Source organism: Pantoea sp. ABR1s, assembly GCF_057812235.1.
Genome location: NZ_JBSZSY010000001.1, coordinates 38,424 through 54,146 on the forward strand (window position 1 = coordinate 38,424; position 15,723 = coordinate 54,146).

General features: G+C 49.9%; 14 protein-coding genes. 7 read left to right on the plus strand and 7 right to left on the minus strand.

Annotated features, from left to right (window positions below):
- Positions 1-149 precede the first annotated feature (149 nt).
- A complete protein-coding gene (locus ACXKZD_RS19225) occupies positions 150-1,712 on the plus strand; it encodes a sensor domain-containing diguanylate cyclase (protein ID WP_191919426.1) in 1,563 nt (520 codons plus the stop codon).
- A gap of 68 nt (positions 1,713-1,780) precedes the next feature.
- Positions 1,781-2,227: a VOC family protein gene (locus ACXKZD_RS19230; protein WP_346542432.1), complete on the plus strand. Its 447-nt coding sequence runs from the start codon at positions 1,781-1,783 to the stop codon at positions 2,225-2,227.
- 229 nt (positions 2,228-2,456) lie between these two features.
- On the opposite strand, the gene ACXKZD_RS19235 is transcribed toward ACXKZD_RS19230, so the two are convergent.
- Entirely contained in the window at positions 2,457-2,858 is a 402-nt protein-coding gene (locus ACXKZD_RS19235; RefSeq protein WP_010257055.1) for an H-NS family histone-like protein, read from the minus strand.
- Between the two features lie 872 nt (positions 2,859-3,730).
- Here ACXKZD_RS19235 and ACXKZD_RS19240 point away from each other — a divergent pair.
- Positions 3,731-3,916, plus strand: coding sequence for a DUF2256 domain-containing protein (locus ACXKZD_RS19240; RefSeq protein WP_010671932.1), 186 nt, complete (start codon positions 3,731-3,733; stop codon positions 3,914-3,916).
- A 52-nt stretch (positions 3,917-3,968) separates the two neighbouring features.
- Here the strand turns inward: ACXKZD_RS19240 and ACXKZD_RS19245 are convergent, their stop codons facing one another.
- The 3 genes from ACXKZD_RS19245 to ACXKZD_RS19255 all read right to left on the minus strand — a co-directional run bounded on the left by ACXKZD_RS19245 (position 3,969) and on the right by ACXKZD_RS19255 (position 5,219).
- Entirely contained in the window at positions 3,969-4,271 is a 303-nt protein-coding gene (locus ACXKZD_RS19245) for a hypothetical protein (RefSeq protein ID WP_029519489.1), read from the minus strand.
- Between the two features lie 105 nt (positions 4,272-4,376).
- The gene (locus tag ACXKZD_RS19250; RefSeq protein ID WP_033770122.1) at positions 4,377-4,919 is read right to left on the minus strand and encodes a YfaZ family outer membrane protein; all 543 of its coding nucleotides are present in this window, start codon (positions 4,917-4,919) and stop codon (positions 4,377-4,379) included.
- A 63-nt stretch (positions 4,920-4,982) separates the two neighbouring features.
- Positions 4,983-5,219: a YgdI/YgdR family lipoprotein gene (locus ACXKZD_RS19255; RefSeq protein ID WP_010257065.1), complete on the minus strand. Its 237-nt coding sequence runs from the start codon at positions 5,217-5,219 to the stop codon at positions 4,983-4,985.
- Between the two features lie 970 nt (positions 5,220-6,189).
- Between ACXKZD_RS19255 and ACXKZD_RS19260 the strand changes: the two genes are divergently transcribed.
- From ACXKZD_RS19260 to feoB, 3 genes are all read left to right on the plus strand, one after another.
- Positions 6,190-6,570 (plus strand): YgiW/YdeI family stress tolerance OB fold protein, encoded by a 381-nt coding sequence (locus tag ACXKZD_RS19260; protein ID WP_010671929.1) that lies wholly within the window; start codon positions 6,190-6,192, stop codon positions 6,568-6,570.
- Positions 6,571-7,064: 494 nt separating this feature from the next.
- A complete protein-coding gene (locus ACXKZD_RS19265; protein ID WP_010257073.1) occupies positions 7,065-7,289 on the plus strand; it encodes a FeoA domain-containing protein in 225 nt (74 codons plus the stop codon).
- Positions 7,289-9,616, plus strand: a complete 2,328-nt coding sequence (gene feoB / locus ACXKZD_RS19270; RefSeq protein WP_323170421.1) for a Fe(2+) transporter permease subunit FeoB — start codon at positions 7,289-7,291, stop codon at positions 9,614-9,616. The genes ACXKZD_RS19265 and feoB overlap by 1 nt, the downstream gene beginning before the upstream one ends.
- Positions 9,617-10,051: 435 nt before the next feature.
- On the opposite strand, the gene ACXKZD_RS19275 is transcribed toward feoB, so the two are convergent.
- Entirely contained in the window at positions 10,052-11,089 is a 1,038-nt protein-coding gene (locus tag ACXKZD_RS19275; protein WP_010671927.1) for a tyrosine-type recombinase/integrase, read from the minus strand.
- Between the two features lie 932 nt (positions 11,090-12,021).
- Between ACXKZD_RS19275 and ACXKZD_RS19280 the strand changes: the two genes are divergently transcribed.
- Positions 12,022-12,492: an SgcJ/EcaC family oxidoreductase gene (locus ACXKZD_RS19280; RefSeq protein ID WP_033770116.1), complete on the plus strand. Its 471-nt coding sequence runs from the start codon at positions 12,022-12,024 to the stop codon at positions 12,490-12,492.
- Positions 12,493-12,786: 294 nt separating this feature from the next.
- Here ACXKZD_RS19280 and ACXKZD_RS19285 read toward each other — a convergent pair whose 3' ends face one another.
- Positions 12,787-14,004 (minus strand): acyl-CoA dehydrogenase family protein, encoded by a 1,218-nt coding sequence (locus tag ACXKZD_RS19285; RefSeq protein WP_033781081.1) that lies wholly within the window; start codon positions 14,002-14,004, stop codon positions 12,787-12,789.
- A complete protein-coding gene (locus ACXKZD_RS19290; protein ID WP_122889891.1) occupies positions 13,997-15,457 on the minus strand; it encodes an MFS transporter in 1,461 nt (486 codons plus the stop codon). The genes ACXKZD_RS19285 and ACXKZD_RS19290 overlap by 8 nt, the downstream gene beginning before the upstream one ends.
- Between the last annotated feature and the right edge of the window lie 266 nt (positions 15,458-15,723).

Consider the following 15,723-nt stretch of genomic DNA (forward strand, 5'->3'; position numbering starts at 1 on the left):
GTGCTGGTTGAACCAATAAAGAAGAAATTTTAAGCGAAATCTGCTGGTTAATTGCGGATTATCATTGTTGAAACAGGATTGTGGGATTTGCATTTTTGCTTTTGATTAACTGTGCTTAAATCAGTCAACAGGGTTTATTAAGGACAGGCATGAAGTTTCGCCAAAAAAATGAGGGTTCAGCGCCAAAAATCTCGCCGCTGCTAAGAAGTATTATCCTTTCAGGCGTATTGCTCAGCGTGGCGGTGATTGGCTTAAATGTGTGGACGCTGCGGGAAGACTGGAATGAGACCGTCGATAAAGCTGAAGATACGGCGGTTAATCTGTCGCTGTCACAGGCGCGCCAGGCGGACGATACATTTTTGCAGACCGAGCTCTCTTTGCGCGAGGTGCAACGCGAGCTCGAAAAGCAGATTGCCACAACCGGTGTAGATGGCGAGGCGCTGAGCCAGACGATGCGCCTGTTGCAGAGCCACCTGCCACAACTACATGGCTTATTCTACTATGATGCGCAGGGGAAATGGATAGCCACTTCTATGAGCCGGATACCGCCTGACATCAATAATTCCGATCGTGAATATTTCGATTATCACCGCACCAGCCCGCGCGATACCCTGCACGTCGGCCCGGTGCTTCGCAGCCGCACCACTCACGAGCTGGTGATCCCGGTTACGCTGCGTGTGAACGATGCCTTTAACGGCTTTCGGGGCGTCTTACTCGCCACCGTCAAAGTGGACTATTTCCGCCGTTTCTACAGCTATTATGAACTTAGCGAAGGCGATGTACTGGTACTGATGCTGGCAGACAGTACCGTGCTTTACGCCCGTCCGATGCCGGATAGCTACATCGGCAAAAACCTCTCAGTGAGTCCGCTTTTCCTCAGGATGCTGGCCCATGCGGATAAAGGCAGCGGTCAGTGGACCGCTGCGCTTGATGGTAAAAAACGCATCTTTGGCTTTGTCCGCTCACAGCGATACCCGCTGGTGGTGGCCGCGGGATATGACAAGCGCGCGCTGTTTAACCACTGGCTCAAGAGCTGGGTACATGATCTGATTCTGAGCCTGGCGCTGCTGATTGTTATTCTTTTACTGGGTGCATTTGTACTGCGTCAGGCACGGCATACGCTGCGTTATCAGCTTGAGCTGACCCGATTACGCGATGATCTGACCGCGGCTAATCGCGCACTGGAAAATCTGGCACAGAGTGACGGGCTGACGGGTGTTGCCAACCGGCGCCATTTTGATCACATCCTGACTGAATGCCTGCAGAACGCGGAGCGCAGTGGCCAGCCGGTGTCATTAATCCTGCTCGATATCGATTATTTTAAACGTTTCAACGATACCTACGGCCATGTGTCGGGTGACGACTGTCTGAAAAAAGTGGCTACTGTTCTGAAGAACGCCGCCCGCCGCAAAAACGAACTTACGGCCCGATATGGCGGCGAAGAGTTTGCCATTATTCTGCCCGGACAGCCGTTGTCAGCCGCGTTGAACTTCGCTGAATCGATCATCGATGCTGTTAACAGGCTCGATATTCCGCATCTCACCACGGAACTGCCGCAAAAGCACGTCACCCTGAGTGCAGGCTGCGCCGTCTATCTTGCTTCAGGCTCACAAAAGGAAAAAGAATCGCTGATAGCGCGCGCGGATGAGGCTTTGTATCACGCGAAACGGGCAGGGCGTAACCAGGCCATGTGTGAAGAACGTAGCGGCTGAGCATCCGTGATCAAATCCTGAATCCTGCCTGTGGCATGGTGACAGCTCAACTTAAACAGGGAGCGGCCATGTCAAACGATACCGGTTTCACTCATCTTGCTTTACAGGTACGGGATTTAGAGAAGAGCGTAGATTTTTATCAGCGTTATGCCGGGATGCAGGTGATACATCAGCGTGAACCTGGCATTCCTGAAGCACAGAAAGTGGCATGGCTGTCGGATTTAACCCGACCTTTTGCGCTGGTGCTGGTGCAATCTGTCAACAGTGAAGATACGCCGCTGGGTCCATTTGGTCATATAGGCGTGGCCTGTAGCAGCCGTGAAGAGATAGATGAAAAAGTGGCACTCGCACGGCTCGAAGGTGTGTTGCGACGCGACGCGCAGCAATCTGGTGTGCCAGTCGGCTACTGGGCATTTTTTGCCGATCCTGATGGCAATACGCTTGAGCTCTCTTATGGTCAGCAGATCGGACTGGAAATTATCACAGCCCGCAACACACAATCGCTGAATAAATAAAGCGGTTGAGAGAACAGAATGAATCCCATTATCTGTTGCGTGACTGCGTAAAGCTTTTCAGTTATTGAGTTCAGGGTAACGCCTGAGCAGGATTATGGATGGAGAGACAATATCAAGATGAGAAAGGAAAGGGTACAGGCTGGCCGGTAATTGAGATGCTTGAGCCTGACGATTTATGGTGAAAAAACCGCCTGCCTGACGCAGGCGGTGTTTCATTATGCATACTGAATTAAATCAGGAAATCATCCAGCGATTTACCTGCATCAATGGCAGATTTAATAGCAGATGGGGTACGGCCCTGGCCAGTCCACTGCTTAACCTCACCATTTTCGTCGGTGTACTGATATTTAGCCGGACGAGGAGCGCGTTTTTTCTTCACGGCTGGTGCAGTCGGCATACCATTTAACAGTTCGTTAGGATCGATACCTTCCTGCAACAGTAATTCACGGTATTTTGCCAGTTTCTCAGCTTTTTCACGATTAGCTGCTTCAGAAGCCTGTGCTTCTTCACGTCGCTCACTCACCACAACCGACAGTTTTTCCAGCATTTCTTCCAGGGCAGCAAGGTCAAGCTCGCGAGCGTTTGCGCGAAGGGTACGGATATTATTCAAGCTGTTGAGAGTGTCACTCATCAAAGTCACCATAGTCATGTTCAGATAATAAAATACAGAGCGGGTTCACGCTGATGCTTTTCGTCAGACCTGCTTTTTTAAGATGCTTGCCTTCGAAGAATCAAAATACAGAACCGATAGTTCAACGCCAACATATTAATCGCTTTCTCAAAGAGTTTAAACTGTAATTAACGTAAGACCCTTAAACAAAAGTAAAGTTACTCTTTTTTTTACACTCTTCGCTCAAAATGTCAAAAAGGTGCCTCATCTGATGATGTTCAATAATTTAGTTACGTTATGGATAAACCGGGCTTTCACGCCGCTTTTCCAGCGGAATCGCTTCGCTAATCACGGAGCTGCTTTGTTCCGAGAGGCAGTCACCGTGCATACTTCTCCAGATAAAGCTGGATATGTCCATGAGGCCACCATAATAGGGTTGTAAAGGACGCATAGCAAAATTACTAAAAAATAACCATCAGGCGGCTGATTTATTCAGACTATATGTAAGGTCATGAAATCAGATTAATTTATCACTTAATTAACGTTCTGGTTAAGGCGATCATCACCAGACGGGTTATGGCTTTGTTTTAAAAGCCTGGAGAGACAAACCCCAGTAAAGGGGGATAAAACAGTCAGAATCACGCGTGACCTGTATGACCCTGGATTGATTATTTACGGGCGTAATGACTTTTTAGCCGCCGTATGGGGCCAGAGAGGCTGTCCGCTAATCAAGGAAACCTGAGCCACATCATCCGGGTACCATATTGCCTTATGCGCCGATGAAGCGGTAAACAGAGCGATCTCAATTGCCCTCAATACTTACTCACAAGCAAGCTAAACTGTATAAGAGACGCTATTGTCAGCGTTATAAGGGGTTCTCAGGAGAGACTGGCGTGTTCAAAGGCAATAAAAAGTCATTACCGGTTCGCTACTGCAAAACGTGTAATAAACCGATGTCATGGCGAAAAAAGTGGGAGCGATGCTGGGACGAGGTGTTGTATTGCTCGGAACGGTGCCGGCGGCAGCGTACTGATCGGCAAGAGGATGATACAGAAATAAAACCTGAACCTGACCTCTGACGCTGATCAAAGCTGGCCAGGGATTGACCTGGCCTCAGTCAGGGGAATGGGGCTATTGCTGTACCTCGATCTGTTGCCAGCCTCTTTTAAACATACAATCTTTAACCAGTATCTCTCGCTGGCTTTCATTGGCGTCGCTGGTGGAGTAATCGGTGTCAGTGGTTTTATATTTACTGTCTTTTGAGGTGTATTTACCGCTAACGACATTGTCAGGGGGTAAATCCCGCAGTGCCTGGGCCCGACAGGCTGTTTCCGTTATTGTTTCCTGCTGTTCAGATGCATCTGGCTTGACCCATTTATACTGCACACATCCGGTCAGACAGAGAGTAAATAACATCAGCATAAGAGGTTTCATAATCTGTTTCTCAGTGCTCCCCGCCTGAGTTGAGACGAGTGATTGAGTAAGGAAACCGATCGGCAGGGTTTCCTCACCACAAAAAAAGGGAAGAGTCATCCGACGTTAAAATGTCAGGCCGCCACCGATATAGGGACCATCGATCAGGGTATGACCCGGACGTCCATCTTTGCCATCAACACCCGCATAGCGATAGCCCACTTTTAAAACCAGTGGATCCACAGGTGACCAGCTGACACCGCCATTGGCCTCAACGAAATTCTTAACGCTGTTGGTCAGCTGTTCCGGGGCGGAATAACCTTCTCCATACAACGCAAAATTAGCGGGCAGATTGATTTTCACACCGCCGCCAACAGGAAACGCAACGCCGTTATCTCCTTTTTTGCCGCCGATGTAAGCGGCTTTAACGCCAGCCGTCAGCATCACAGGTCCAATTTCAAGGTTATAACCGGTACCCGCCTGACCAATCTGAACACCATCCGCCGTATTTTTGATCCACTGACCATCAACATAAAGCCCGCCGGATGAACGGCCGATTTCTGCGTCCAGCACCGAGGTGTTTTTACTTTGTTCGGCATTCAGGCCAATGGCCATGGCAGAGGAGGATGCACACAATAATAAGCCAAAGCCAATTACAGAAATTTTCATTGCTCAGTTTTCCCACAGAATCAGATTTTCAGGATAATGATTAAGATTGCTATTAAAGCAGGTTTACTTTTGCACAATCTCTTTAACATCGTGCTGTTGTAACTGATGCATGTTTCCATCCGTGTCTTTATAAGAGATCATGCCTGTTTCTTTATCTTTTGCGGGTTTGCCATGAGTCGTAATCATGTGCCCATCGTTGGTGGAGATCACATAATTGCTTGAGCAGGCGGAAAGGGACATAACAGAAGTTATCATCGCAATAGCAAAAGCGAATTTCTTGCCAGAATTAAAAGATGTCATTTTACTTTCCTGTCGTTTCTTTTTAAGAAGATGCGGCATTATTCGCTGTGATTGTTAAACGACATGCTAACAATCCGGCTGTTTGCCTCTTTATCAGGATGATAATGATCTGGATCAATATCATGGGTTGCTCAGGAGTATGCAACCATGGCGGGTATTGATTGTTTTGCGACCAGTACTTGCGGAAGCGAAGGCAGAAGGTTGTACTGAGAGAATCAGGAAGAAAACCAGCAAGGTAGAGGAAAAGAAACTTAAGCTCGAATCCGCAAAAATGAATCTGAAAGAAGGACAGGCTGATGCTCAAAGACTGAATTAAACTGATTTACTCGTAGGCTCACGCTGGCGAATCTCCGAACATCGGTAAATTCCGCATGTTCCTTTATCTCTTGTCAGTTTGGGTGGGCATCAGGCTATCACCACTCTCCTCTTCTTTTTATGCATTTTCAGACAGTATCAGGCAACATTCTTACCCTTTTAATGCCAGAAAGGGCTGCATTCCGAATGGGAGCCGTTGTCGATACACTGCATACTCAGCGTTACTGGGTTCTGTTACTATCATCGGGAACCAGGCATAAAAAAAACCACTCAGTTGAGTGGTTGTAAAAAGAAAAAAATAGTTAATGAGCAAAACTGCGATACATAATGTTTTAATACTGGGATATATCTATGCCAGGAAAAATACCCGTTAACAGACATGTTAGCTATGGGATTTATATGAAATGATGCAAAGTGAAAGCGTAACAATGACCATAATACAGTGAATGTTAAAAGTTCAGCTCTCACGTAACTGTTTATCTATCAATTTATTTTGTTAACAACATGGATTTAACTTTGATTGTTTTTCTGATGCGAATTTATCGTGCGCATCATGCTCATTACATTTTTAAAACACATGGAGGTAATCACTTTTCTTAAGATCCCGTTAAGATCTGCATCGTAAATTAGCCCGACAATTTTAACGGAGATAAATATGAAAAAGATTCTTTTAGCAGCATTGTTTGCCGGTATGAGTTTTGGAGTTTCTGCACAGGAAGGTTTTGTTAATCCAGCAGGGCAGGGGTATTCTCAGGGCGGATTTAAAGGTCCGACACCCGGCGTCTCTTCTGTCGCTCAGGTTAAGACGCTGCGTGATGACGCATGGGTCGTGCTGGAAGGTAACATTATCAGACAAGTGGGGCATGAACTTTATGAGTTCAAAGATGCTACCGGAACGATTAATGTCGATATTGATGACAAGCGCTGGATGGGACAATCGTTATCACCGAGTGATAAAGTCCGTCTTGAAGGTGAAGTTGATAAAGACTGGAACAGTGTTGAGATTGATGTAAAAACGGTTCGGGTTCTTAAGTAATTTTTATTCGCTCATCATCTGGCGGTGGCCTGAAAATCAGGGCACTGCCATTGTGAAAATGATCCTTCCCGGACGCCTTTCTTTCATTACAGCGGCCGCAAATTAGTTACAACACCCTATTTGAGCAGATTATGTTACCGGCGCTATCCTGTCAGATTGGTTTTTTGATTTAACCTGAACGGAGCCGTTCTGTGAATCCGAGTGCTCATTGACCAGCCGCCCCGCACGGCCCGAAGGGCCGTAATAGTTATTTACGGCAGACTGAATGATGTAACTAAACGGATGCTCTCTGCTAGAGTGCGGGAATGATTATACATTCTCCACATCCGCCTTTAACTGTTGAACCCGCGCCTGGAAGAACCCCCATTTAATGCGCTGTTGACCTGCCGTTGACCCTGACGGCAGTTTTCTTCTGCCTGCCCGATGCCAGATCAAAAACCGAAACGAGTATCATTTATAGAATGAGTGCTTCTTACTTTTAGGCAGCGCGTGATATGGCAATTAATATGGGCAGCACCTACCGGATCCTTGGCTATCAGCCATCGGTAAATTCCGCCTGGCGCCAGAAATTACTGACAATGGGTATGCTTCCCGGCGCAGTTATTGAGGTCATTCGCGTGGCGCCAATGGGCGATCCGGTGCAGATCTCTACCCGCCGTGTCAGCCTGGCGGTGCGGCAGCGTGACCTGGACGACATCATCCTGGAGGAAATCGTCTGATGAAGAAGATAACCATCGGGCTGATTGGTAATCCTAATACCGGCAAAACCACGCTGTTTAACCAGCTCACCGGTGCCCGACAGCGGGTCGGGAACTGGGCTGGCGTCACAGTTGAGCGCAAAGAGGGTCAATTTTTTACCGCGCAGTCAGATGTCAGGCTTATTGATCTGCCAGGCACCCGATCGCTGACAACGCTATCTGCTGAAAGTTCGATAGATGAGAGCATCGCCTGCCAGTATCTCTATCAGGATCACGCCGATGTGGTGATTAACGTCGTCGATGCCTCCAGTCTGGAAAGTAATCTGTTCCTGACCTTTCAGCTGCTGGAACTGGGCGTACCCTGCATTGTCGCCCTGAACATGCAGGATATTGCCGCCAGCCAGAACATCACTATTGATGTCGCAGCACTGTCAGCTCATCTCGGATGTCCGGTCGTTTCACTGACCTCAACCAAAGGTGATGGCATTGCCCTGCTCAAAGCGCTGATTGACCAGCCCCATATTTACCGCGCACCTGAACGGGTACGTTATCCGGCTGCGATTGAAACGGCCATTGAGCAGCTCTGCCAACAGATGCCCGCCGCCATAGCCCCACAAAAACGCTACTGGCTGGCCTTGCAACTGCTGGAAGGGGATATCAACAGTCAGAAACTTTGTCCGGCGCTGGTTCCGCATTTGCCCGAGATTATGCAGCAGGCCGGAGGAGAGACCGGCGTACAGATTGCCGATTACCGCTATCGCACCATCAATGCGCTTTGCGCGGCAGTGAGTAACATTCATCACGCAATGCCCGCCGGTCTGACCCGCAGGATCGATAAAATTGTGCTGAACCGCTGGCTGGGCATTCCGATATTCCTGGCGGTGATGTATGTAATGTTCGTGCTTTCAATTAACATCGGTGCTGCGCTACAGCCACTGTTCGACAGCAGTTCGGTGGCGATATTCATTCATGGTGCGCAATGGCTGGGCTATGTCTGCCACTTCCCTGACTGGCTGACGGTTTTCCTGGCGCAGGGTATCGGTGCCGGTATCAATACCGTGCTGCCGATCATTCCGCAGATTGGCCTGATGTTCCTGTTCCTCGCTTTCCTTGAAGACTCCGGCTACATGGCGCGCGCCGCTTTTGTGATGGATCGTCTGATGCAGTCACTGGGCCTGCCGGGAAAATCCTTTGTGCCGCTGATTGTCGGCTTTGGCTGTAATGTCCCGTCGGTCATGGGGACACGGACGCTGGATACACCGCGTGAGCGTCTGCTGACGGTGTTGATTGCGCCTTTTATGTCATGTGGCGCACGGCTGGCGATTTTTGCGGTTTTCGCTGCGGCATTCTTTAACACCCACAGTTCCAGCCTGGTTTTCTCCCTCTATCTGCTGGGCATTGTGGTGGCCATCGCGACCGGGCTGGTGCTTAAGCATACCCTGCTGGGCGGAGAAGCCTCGCCGTTTATCATGGAATTGCCGGTCTATCACCGGCCTCACCTCAAAAGCCTGCTGTTGCAGACCTGGCAACGGCTGAAAATGTTTGTGGTGCGAGCCGGACAGGTGATTATCCTGGTGAGCATGCTGATTGGCGTACTGAGCAGTTTTGCCTTTAATGGCCAGATGGTTAATGACATTAACCACTCTGCGCTGGCGGCGACCAGCAAAGCGATCACGCCCGTGCTGTTGCCGATTGGTGTCACTCAGGATAACTGGCAGGCAACAGTGGGGCTGGTGAGCGGCATCATGGCGAAAGAGGTCGTGGTCGGCACGCTCAACAGCCTTTACACCACAGAGGCAATCCAGAGCAGTCCATTTGATCCGCAGGCTTTTGACCTGCCTGGTGAGCTTAAAGAGGCGCTGACAGAGACCTGGGCGGGGTTAACGGCTGCCTTCAGAATTGATGCGCTGGCCCATCCCATCGATGCCAGTAAAGGCGATGGTGAGATGGCGACTGGTTCGATGGGCGTGATGTCAGCCAAATTTGGCAGTGGCTTTGCCGCTTACAGTTACTTAATTTTTGTCCTGCTTTATGTTCCCTGCGTCTCGGTCATGGGGGCTATTGCGCGGGAAGCCGGTAAAAAATGGATGATGTTCTCCTTCTTCTGGGGACTCAATATTGCCTACGCCACCGCCACGCTGTTTTACCAGACCGTCACTTTTGCCGACCATCCTGCATTTAGTGCGACCTGCCTGATAATTGTGCTGGTGCTGAACGGAATCATCCTGCTGGCATTGCGAAAAGCGGGAAGCCGGGTGCAGTCAATACCGGTCATGCTCAGGGAGGAAAAGGGGAGTTGCAGCGGCTGCCACGGCGGCTGTGATAAGCAGAAAGGCTTTGCCCGGTAAAAATAAGTACTGATGACATTCACTCTTTCCGCTGCCGGCGATTCCTGGCCGCAGCGGACAGGTGAGGATTGTCCTGTTGATTGTTCTTACGAATTTGAAGCCAGAATGGTGGGATGATTAGCGTATGAGCAGTGACAAAGGCAGCATGACAATTAACCCCGCCAGAAGCATTATCCTTCCCGCTAAGGCGGATACTTACCAAAGCAGGTCTGACCATGCACTGCAGCATGCCCTTATTATGGATAGCAGCTCCTGTTTTGCAGACAGATTCGCAGCATGCGGTATGGCAGTAAGAATAAATCAATTAAATCAGCCGGATGAACGCTATGGATGCCCGCCACAGCGATAATCCGTACCGGCTTACACACAGGCTGTCCACTTTTTCTGTGGATAACTTCAGCCTGAATAAGGGCTTTATTCTCATTTCAGGAGCCATCAGCCAGGATAATCAGGGTCACCATATTGCTCCATAAACTCCACCATGGCACCTTTGTGTGCATCCACATGGCGAATATAGCGCATCAGTGTTTCTGGTTTTTTCCACGTGCCTTCCTGCATGATCCTGGCAATCGGATAACCTTTATCTGCCATATCCTGCGCAGCTCCTACCCTGGCGCTGTGGCCACTCCAGCCGGTGTAGCGATTTTTATTGGCCTTTACTGCGCCCTCTTTTCCGGCAGTGCGCCATGCCCGGCTAAAAATCTGTTCCAGTGCCCTTGTGCTCATCGGCTTTTCGGCAATCAGTGGCCGGCCAGACCGATGTACTGCAGTAAACAGCCAGGCATCAGGCTGGCTGGATAGCCCTGACGCTTCAATCCACTCTTCCAGTCGTTGAGTTGAACGGGCGCTGAGCGCCTTAATCAATCCGCCGGTCTGCACAATAGTTTTTGTCCATGCCACATCCAGAATGATGCGACCATCACCGGCACGCATCACATCCCGCACCCTCAAACGCGACAGTTCACTGATACGCAATAGCGTTGCATAAGCCACATGTAAAAAAGCCAGATCGCGAAGCGCCTGAAGGTTATCAGAACCTGACCATTCTTTATCCAGCGCCAGCAGGTCACTCAGCCTGAAGGGCACGGCCTGGCCTGCCCGCTCACCGTTGATCACCGCCACACGGTTTATCTTCTTCATCGTCCGGAAAACCAGCGGAGAGACATTGGGCACCGGCAATCCGGCGTTACGGTGTAACATCGAAATTAACGCCGCGTGTGAAGTGACGGTTGAGGAGGCCCGGCCGCTTTCAGCCAGAAAAGAAAGATAGTCACGCAAATCGTCTGCACTCATCGGCAGGAAGCTGCGCTGGTTATCTTCCGACCAGCGATTGCAGATTCGCATTACGCTAAGCAGCTGTCGCCAGGTGTTAGGTGAGAAAGCCTCTTTATCCTGAACGAACTGCCGGAGCCGCTCGGTGATATCGCTATTCCGGTCAACCGTCAGTGGGGTTAACGGCACTAACTCACTCATATTTGCTCACTTATCAACCAAAGACGCCGATGATCGCGCTACGTTAATTCTGAGAACTAAGCAGGGGGATAACCGGTCAGAATTTACGTAGCGTTGTCATTTTCAGGGCGAACTTTACTGCTATCCATCTTAACCCGGCACCATCCCTATGTCATGACTTCGTATAAGAACAATTATACGAAGTTAGTATGGCGTAACCGATCCCGTCTGGCTTTTAACGGATTGACGCTCATCGCAGTCAGTCAGGGAAGGTATAGGTCACACGCTTTATCAATAGCTGAACGTAACTCACTGCGAGTTGTTCAAGTGAAACCACGATGCAAAAAAATGTCTCAAACTAAGGCGCGGTTAAACCAAGGTATGAACGGTTTAATCATTATTTAAATAAATCAGCGCATCACGATGCTTTATTTTTCCAGCGCAATAATGAACAGGAGCATCAAAATAGAGATGTTAAAAAATGGCAGGCTACGTTAATTAGTTAGTCAGTTAAATTAATAACTCATAAAAAGGTTCCATATAACACTGCTCACAGGCAATACCCTTTGAAAGTTTTTATAGAGTACATAAATTAAACACTACTTCCCGATATTACGTTCATAGCTCTGAACAGGCGACATGTCATTTACGCTACCAAAAGAGATCCAGGCATGAACACTCAGAACAAAAAACTAAATACCAGCTTATCGCCGATTTAAATACCAGACAGCACTTCCTTTCATCTATCTTATTCCCCTGCATATCAAAAGCGTCGATAAGTATATGCATCAGCTTTTTAATCGAATAAAGCGGCTAATGTATTTATCGCAGCAGTCTTATTCTGGCTGATCAGCCGGATTAAAACGTATTAACGAGTTATACACATTTATGGCGGCGTCTGAAAGAACGCACAGAACGCTGGCTTCACCCAGGGTAAATACGAGGATTTTTTCATGAAAAAAACGTTATTATCGCTGTGCCTTTTAGGTCTTTCCTGCGCCCCAGTTGTTACGCAGGCACAACAGTCCGTGACCTGTGTCAGAGCCTCAGAGCAGGATGTGGCTAACCTGTTTGACGCCTGGAATGACTCTCTGGCAACCGGTGATGCAACAAAAGTATCTGAATTATATGTCAGCGATGCCGTTTTGCTGCCGACCATTTCAAATCAGGTACGTCTGACCGATCAGGAACGTATCGATTATTTTAAAGATTTCCTGAAAAAAGGGCCGAGCGGTAAAATTGATTCCCGGACTATCAGAATTGGTTGTAATAAAGCGATTGATACCGGCGTTTATACATTTACTTTTAAAGATAACACGCACGTCACAGCACGTTACACCTTCACTTATGTCTGGGATGGTAAGGGCTGGAAAATCTCAACCCATCACTCTTCAGCTATGCCAGAGCCTGTAAGCAAGCCTTAACAGACGCGCTGATGAAAAAATAGCCAGCGTCATGATGTGATGCTGGCTCTTTTCCCTTTACGCAAAAATAAACGTTCGGGCTTGAAGATAATAACGCCTGGCTCATACTTAATAAATGGCAATTAATATCCTTCGCATTTAGCGTGTCTGTTTCCTGTATCACGGACAGTATAAGTGCTATTAAATGGCCAGCGTCAGTTTCTCATCCGAATAAAATGAAATCTGTCGGTTTGGTGTTTCCATTTCAGGCTGATCAATTCCCAAACGCAAATATCTGCCCATGAAACAGCGATTTTATACTCCATTTCCATTGCCTATCTGCCAGATAAAGGTCGGATCGGTGCCGTTCACCTCCCAGTCACCCACGTTACGTAGCTTGTAGATCACCGGATTGTGCGACGACACCGTTCGTGCATTACGCCAGTGCCGGTCGAGTGCCTTGCTGACTCGGGTATCAGATGCACCCAGCGCATTGAAGAATTCTGTTGCCGCACGCGTCACCAGCTCAACGGCCACCGCCTGTGCCTGAGCGGACTCTACTTCGGCCAGCACGTTTGCCGCATGAAGCTGTGCCTCATCTGCGCCACTCAGTTGCAGCTCAAATGCCCGCTGCAACGAGTGGGTCGCCCGGTCGACGGCGGCTTCGGCTGCCCATGCCCAGCTGCTTATCTGACCGACCACCTGCAACACCTGAACATCCTGCTTCACCTGCGGCGCATTACCGTGGCTGTAAATACGCTTACGCTGCGCCACGCCCTGAGCAGCATCGCGCACCACCGCCCGCCCGATGCCCGCCAGCGTGGCCAGTAAGACATGCTGATAGAATGCCGTCTGATAGCGGAAACGCTCACTGAAATCATAGACATGTGGCAGTTCAACCCGGGCCTGATGAAAGCGCGTCGTACCACTGCCGGTCAGTCGCTGCCCGAAGCCATCCCAGTCATCATCGCGCTCCACCTCATTCTGGTGGGTGTTCACCAGGGCAATCACATCACGACCGTTATCCGCGCGCTGAGCATAGACATCAATCCAGTCCGCATAGAGTGTGCCGGTGCTGTAGAACTTCTCACCGCTGATCCGCCATCCCCCCTCATCGGGAGAAACCTGAGTGTTGACTTCACCCAGCTTCACCGCGCCGATCTCGCTCCAGCCGCTGCCTACCAGCTCACCGTCCACAAAGCGGCGGAACCAGCGACGCCGATCCTCACTGGCTGGCTGGTTCAGGCGATCCTCAATAAATGCGAAGTGCGCACGCAGCGCCTGTGGCAGGTTGGAATCTGCCTCAGCCAGTTCGGTCAGCAGAGCAAATAACTGCGGCAGCGAAACCCCAAAGCCGCCTTCTTCTTTAGGGATACGCAGGGTGCCGAAGCGCGCCGCTTTCAGCCAGCTGATCGGCTCATGCAACAGTGTGCGTTCGGTTTCACGGGCACATGCCCCCTCAGCGATGCGGGCGAACAGCGGCCTGAAATGCTGAACCAGTTCGGCAAATTCGGTACGATTTAATTCAGACATGATCCTCTCCTGAGTCGGGTTGTTCATCGATGTCCTGTCGGGTCGGTTCAAAACGAATGATTAACAGGAAAATAATCGGGATAAGGGCGGCCAGCGAGACAATCCAGAACATATTGGTGCCGTAACGCGCCTGCAAAATTGGCAGAATAAACAGCGCCAGCGCGCTGCCCACACCGGAGAGCGAACGACTAAAGCCGACACCGGTGGCGCGTATGTGGGTCGGGTAGGAGAGCGCCGGATAGATCATCAACTGCGCGCCGGGTCCGAATCCCTCTGCAAAGAGCCACAAACCCAGCATCAGCACCGCAAACACCACGCCAGCTGTCGCCTGGGGATGACCAATCAATGCCAGCGAAATCAGCGCGATAAACTGCAGCGCAAATCCGGCGATTGCGACATGCCGTGAGGGAAATTTCCACGCCAGTCGCATCCCCAACAGCCCGCCGGTAAAGGCGAACAACGCATTCAGTCCCAGCGAGGCAGAGATAGTTTCAAATACGCCCGCGCCGAGAAATTGCGCCAGGATAGAGGGCAGGAAGAAAGCGATGGCGGTGTATTCAAACGAAATACAGACGTTCATCACCGCACTGACGACCGTGCGCTCCAGATAAGGCTTCTGAAACAGTACGCGGAAACGCACTTTCGGCGTCGCTTTCACCGCATCGGTTTTAGCGGGCGGCTCCTCATGCGCAACAATGCCGTAAGAGTCACGCAGAATACGCACCGCACCGCTCAGGTCGCCCTGATTCGCCGCCCACAGCGGTGACTCATTCATAAACTTACTGCGCACCGCAATAATCAGTAGCGCCGGTACGGCGCCGAACAGCAGCGAGGCGCGCCACAGCCAGTCGATATGTTCGGCGGGGAGCAGGAAATAGAGCGCAAAAATAATAAAGAAGCAGGCAGACGAAGCGGCATACCACATCGGGCACCAGGCAGCGAGGCGCGATGCTTTATTGCCCTTGCCGGAGAACTTAGAGAATTCTGCCAGATAGGCCATGGCAACCGGCAGATCGATCCCGACGCCGATGCCCATCAGAAAACGGGCACCAATCAACACCCAGACGTTGGGGGCCAGACCTGCCGCAATGGCGGAGACGACAAAAAACAACATGTCCGCCATAAACACTGAGTAACGGCCATATTTATCGGTCAGCCAGCCGCCGATCAGATTACCCACAATGGTGCCGATCATGATTGACGACGTCACCAGGCCCGTGAGTACCGGGGTTAAACCAAACTCCTTTACCACATCATCGATGCCGTAGGAGAGGGTAGTGAGATCGTAGGCATCAAGAAACACGCCGCCCAGCGCCAGGAAAACAATCCAGCGCGCATAGCTGTTTTTCTCGGTGTTACTGTTGATCAGCCGGGCCACATCACTCACCGATCGAACCGGTTGAGAGTGAGGCGGTGGCGCAGTTAAGGTGTTGTCAATTTCTAATGTACTCATCGTATCCTCGTTATTATATTCAGCAGGTAGCGAGGGTTTTATATGAATTACTGGCATAGTTAACAACAAACAAAATCAGATAACTATTATAATTAATTCAATAAGATAGGATTATATCTCACCCACACCAGACCCCGCATGAAATATAAAATTCATCCGGTAGCGTTCAGCGAAATGTTGTTTTTTATACTGCTGAAACGGGTGAAGTTTCAGCAGTATATGGCAGACCTGTTTAGCAACGGTTAACAGCAATGACCGGTCCGGTA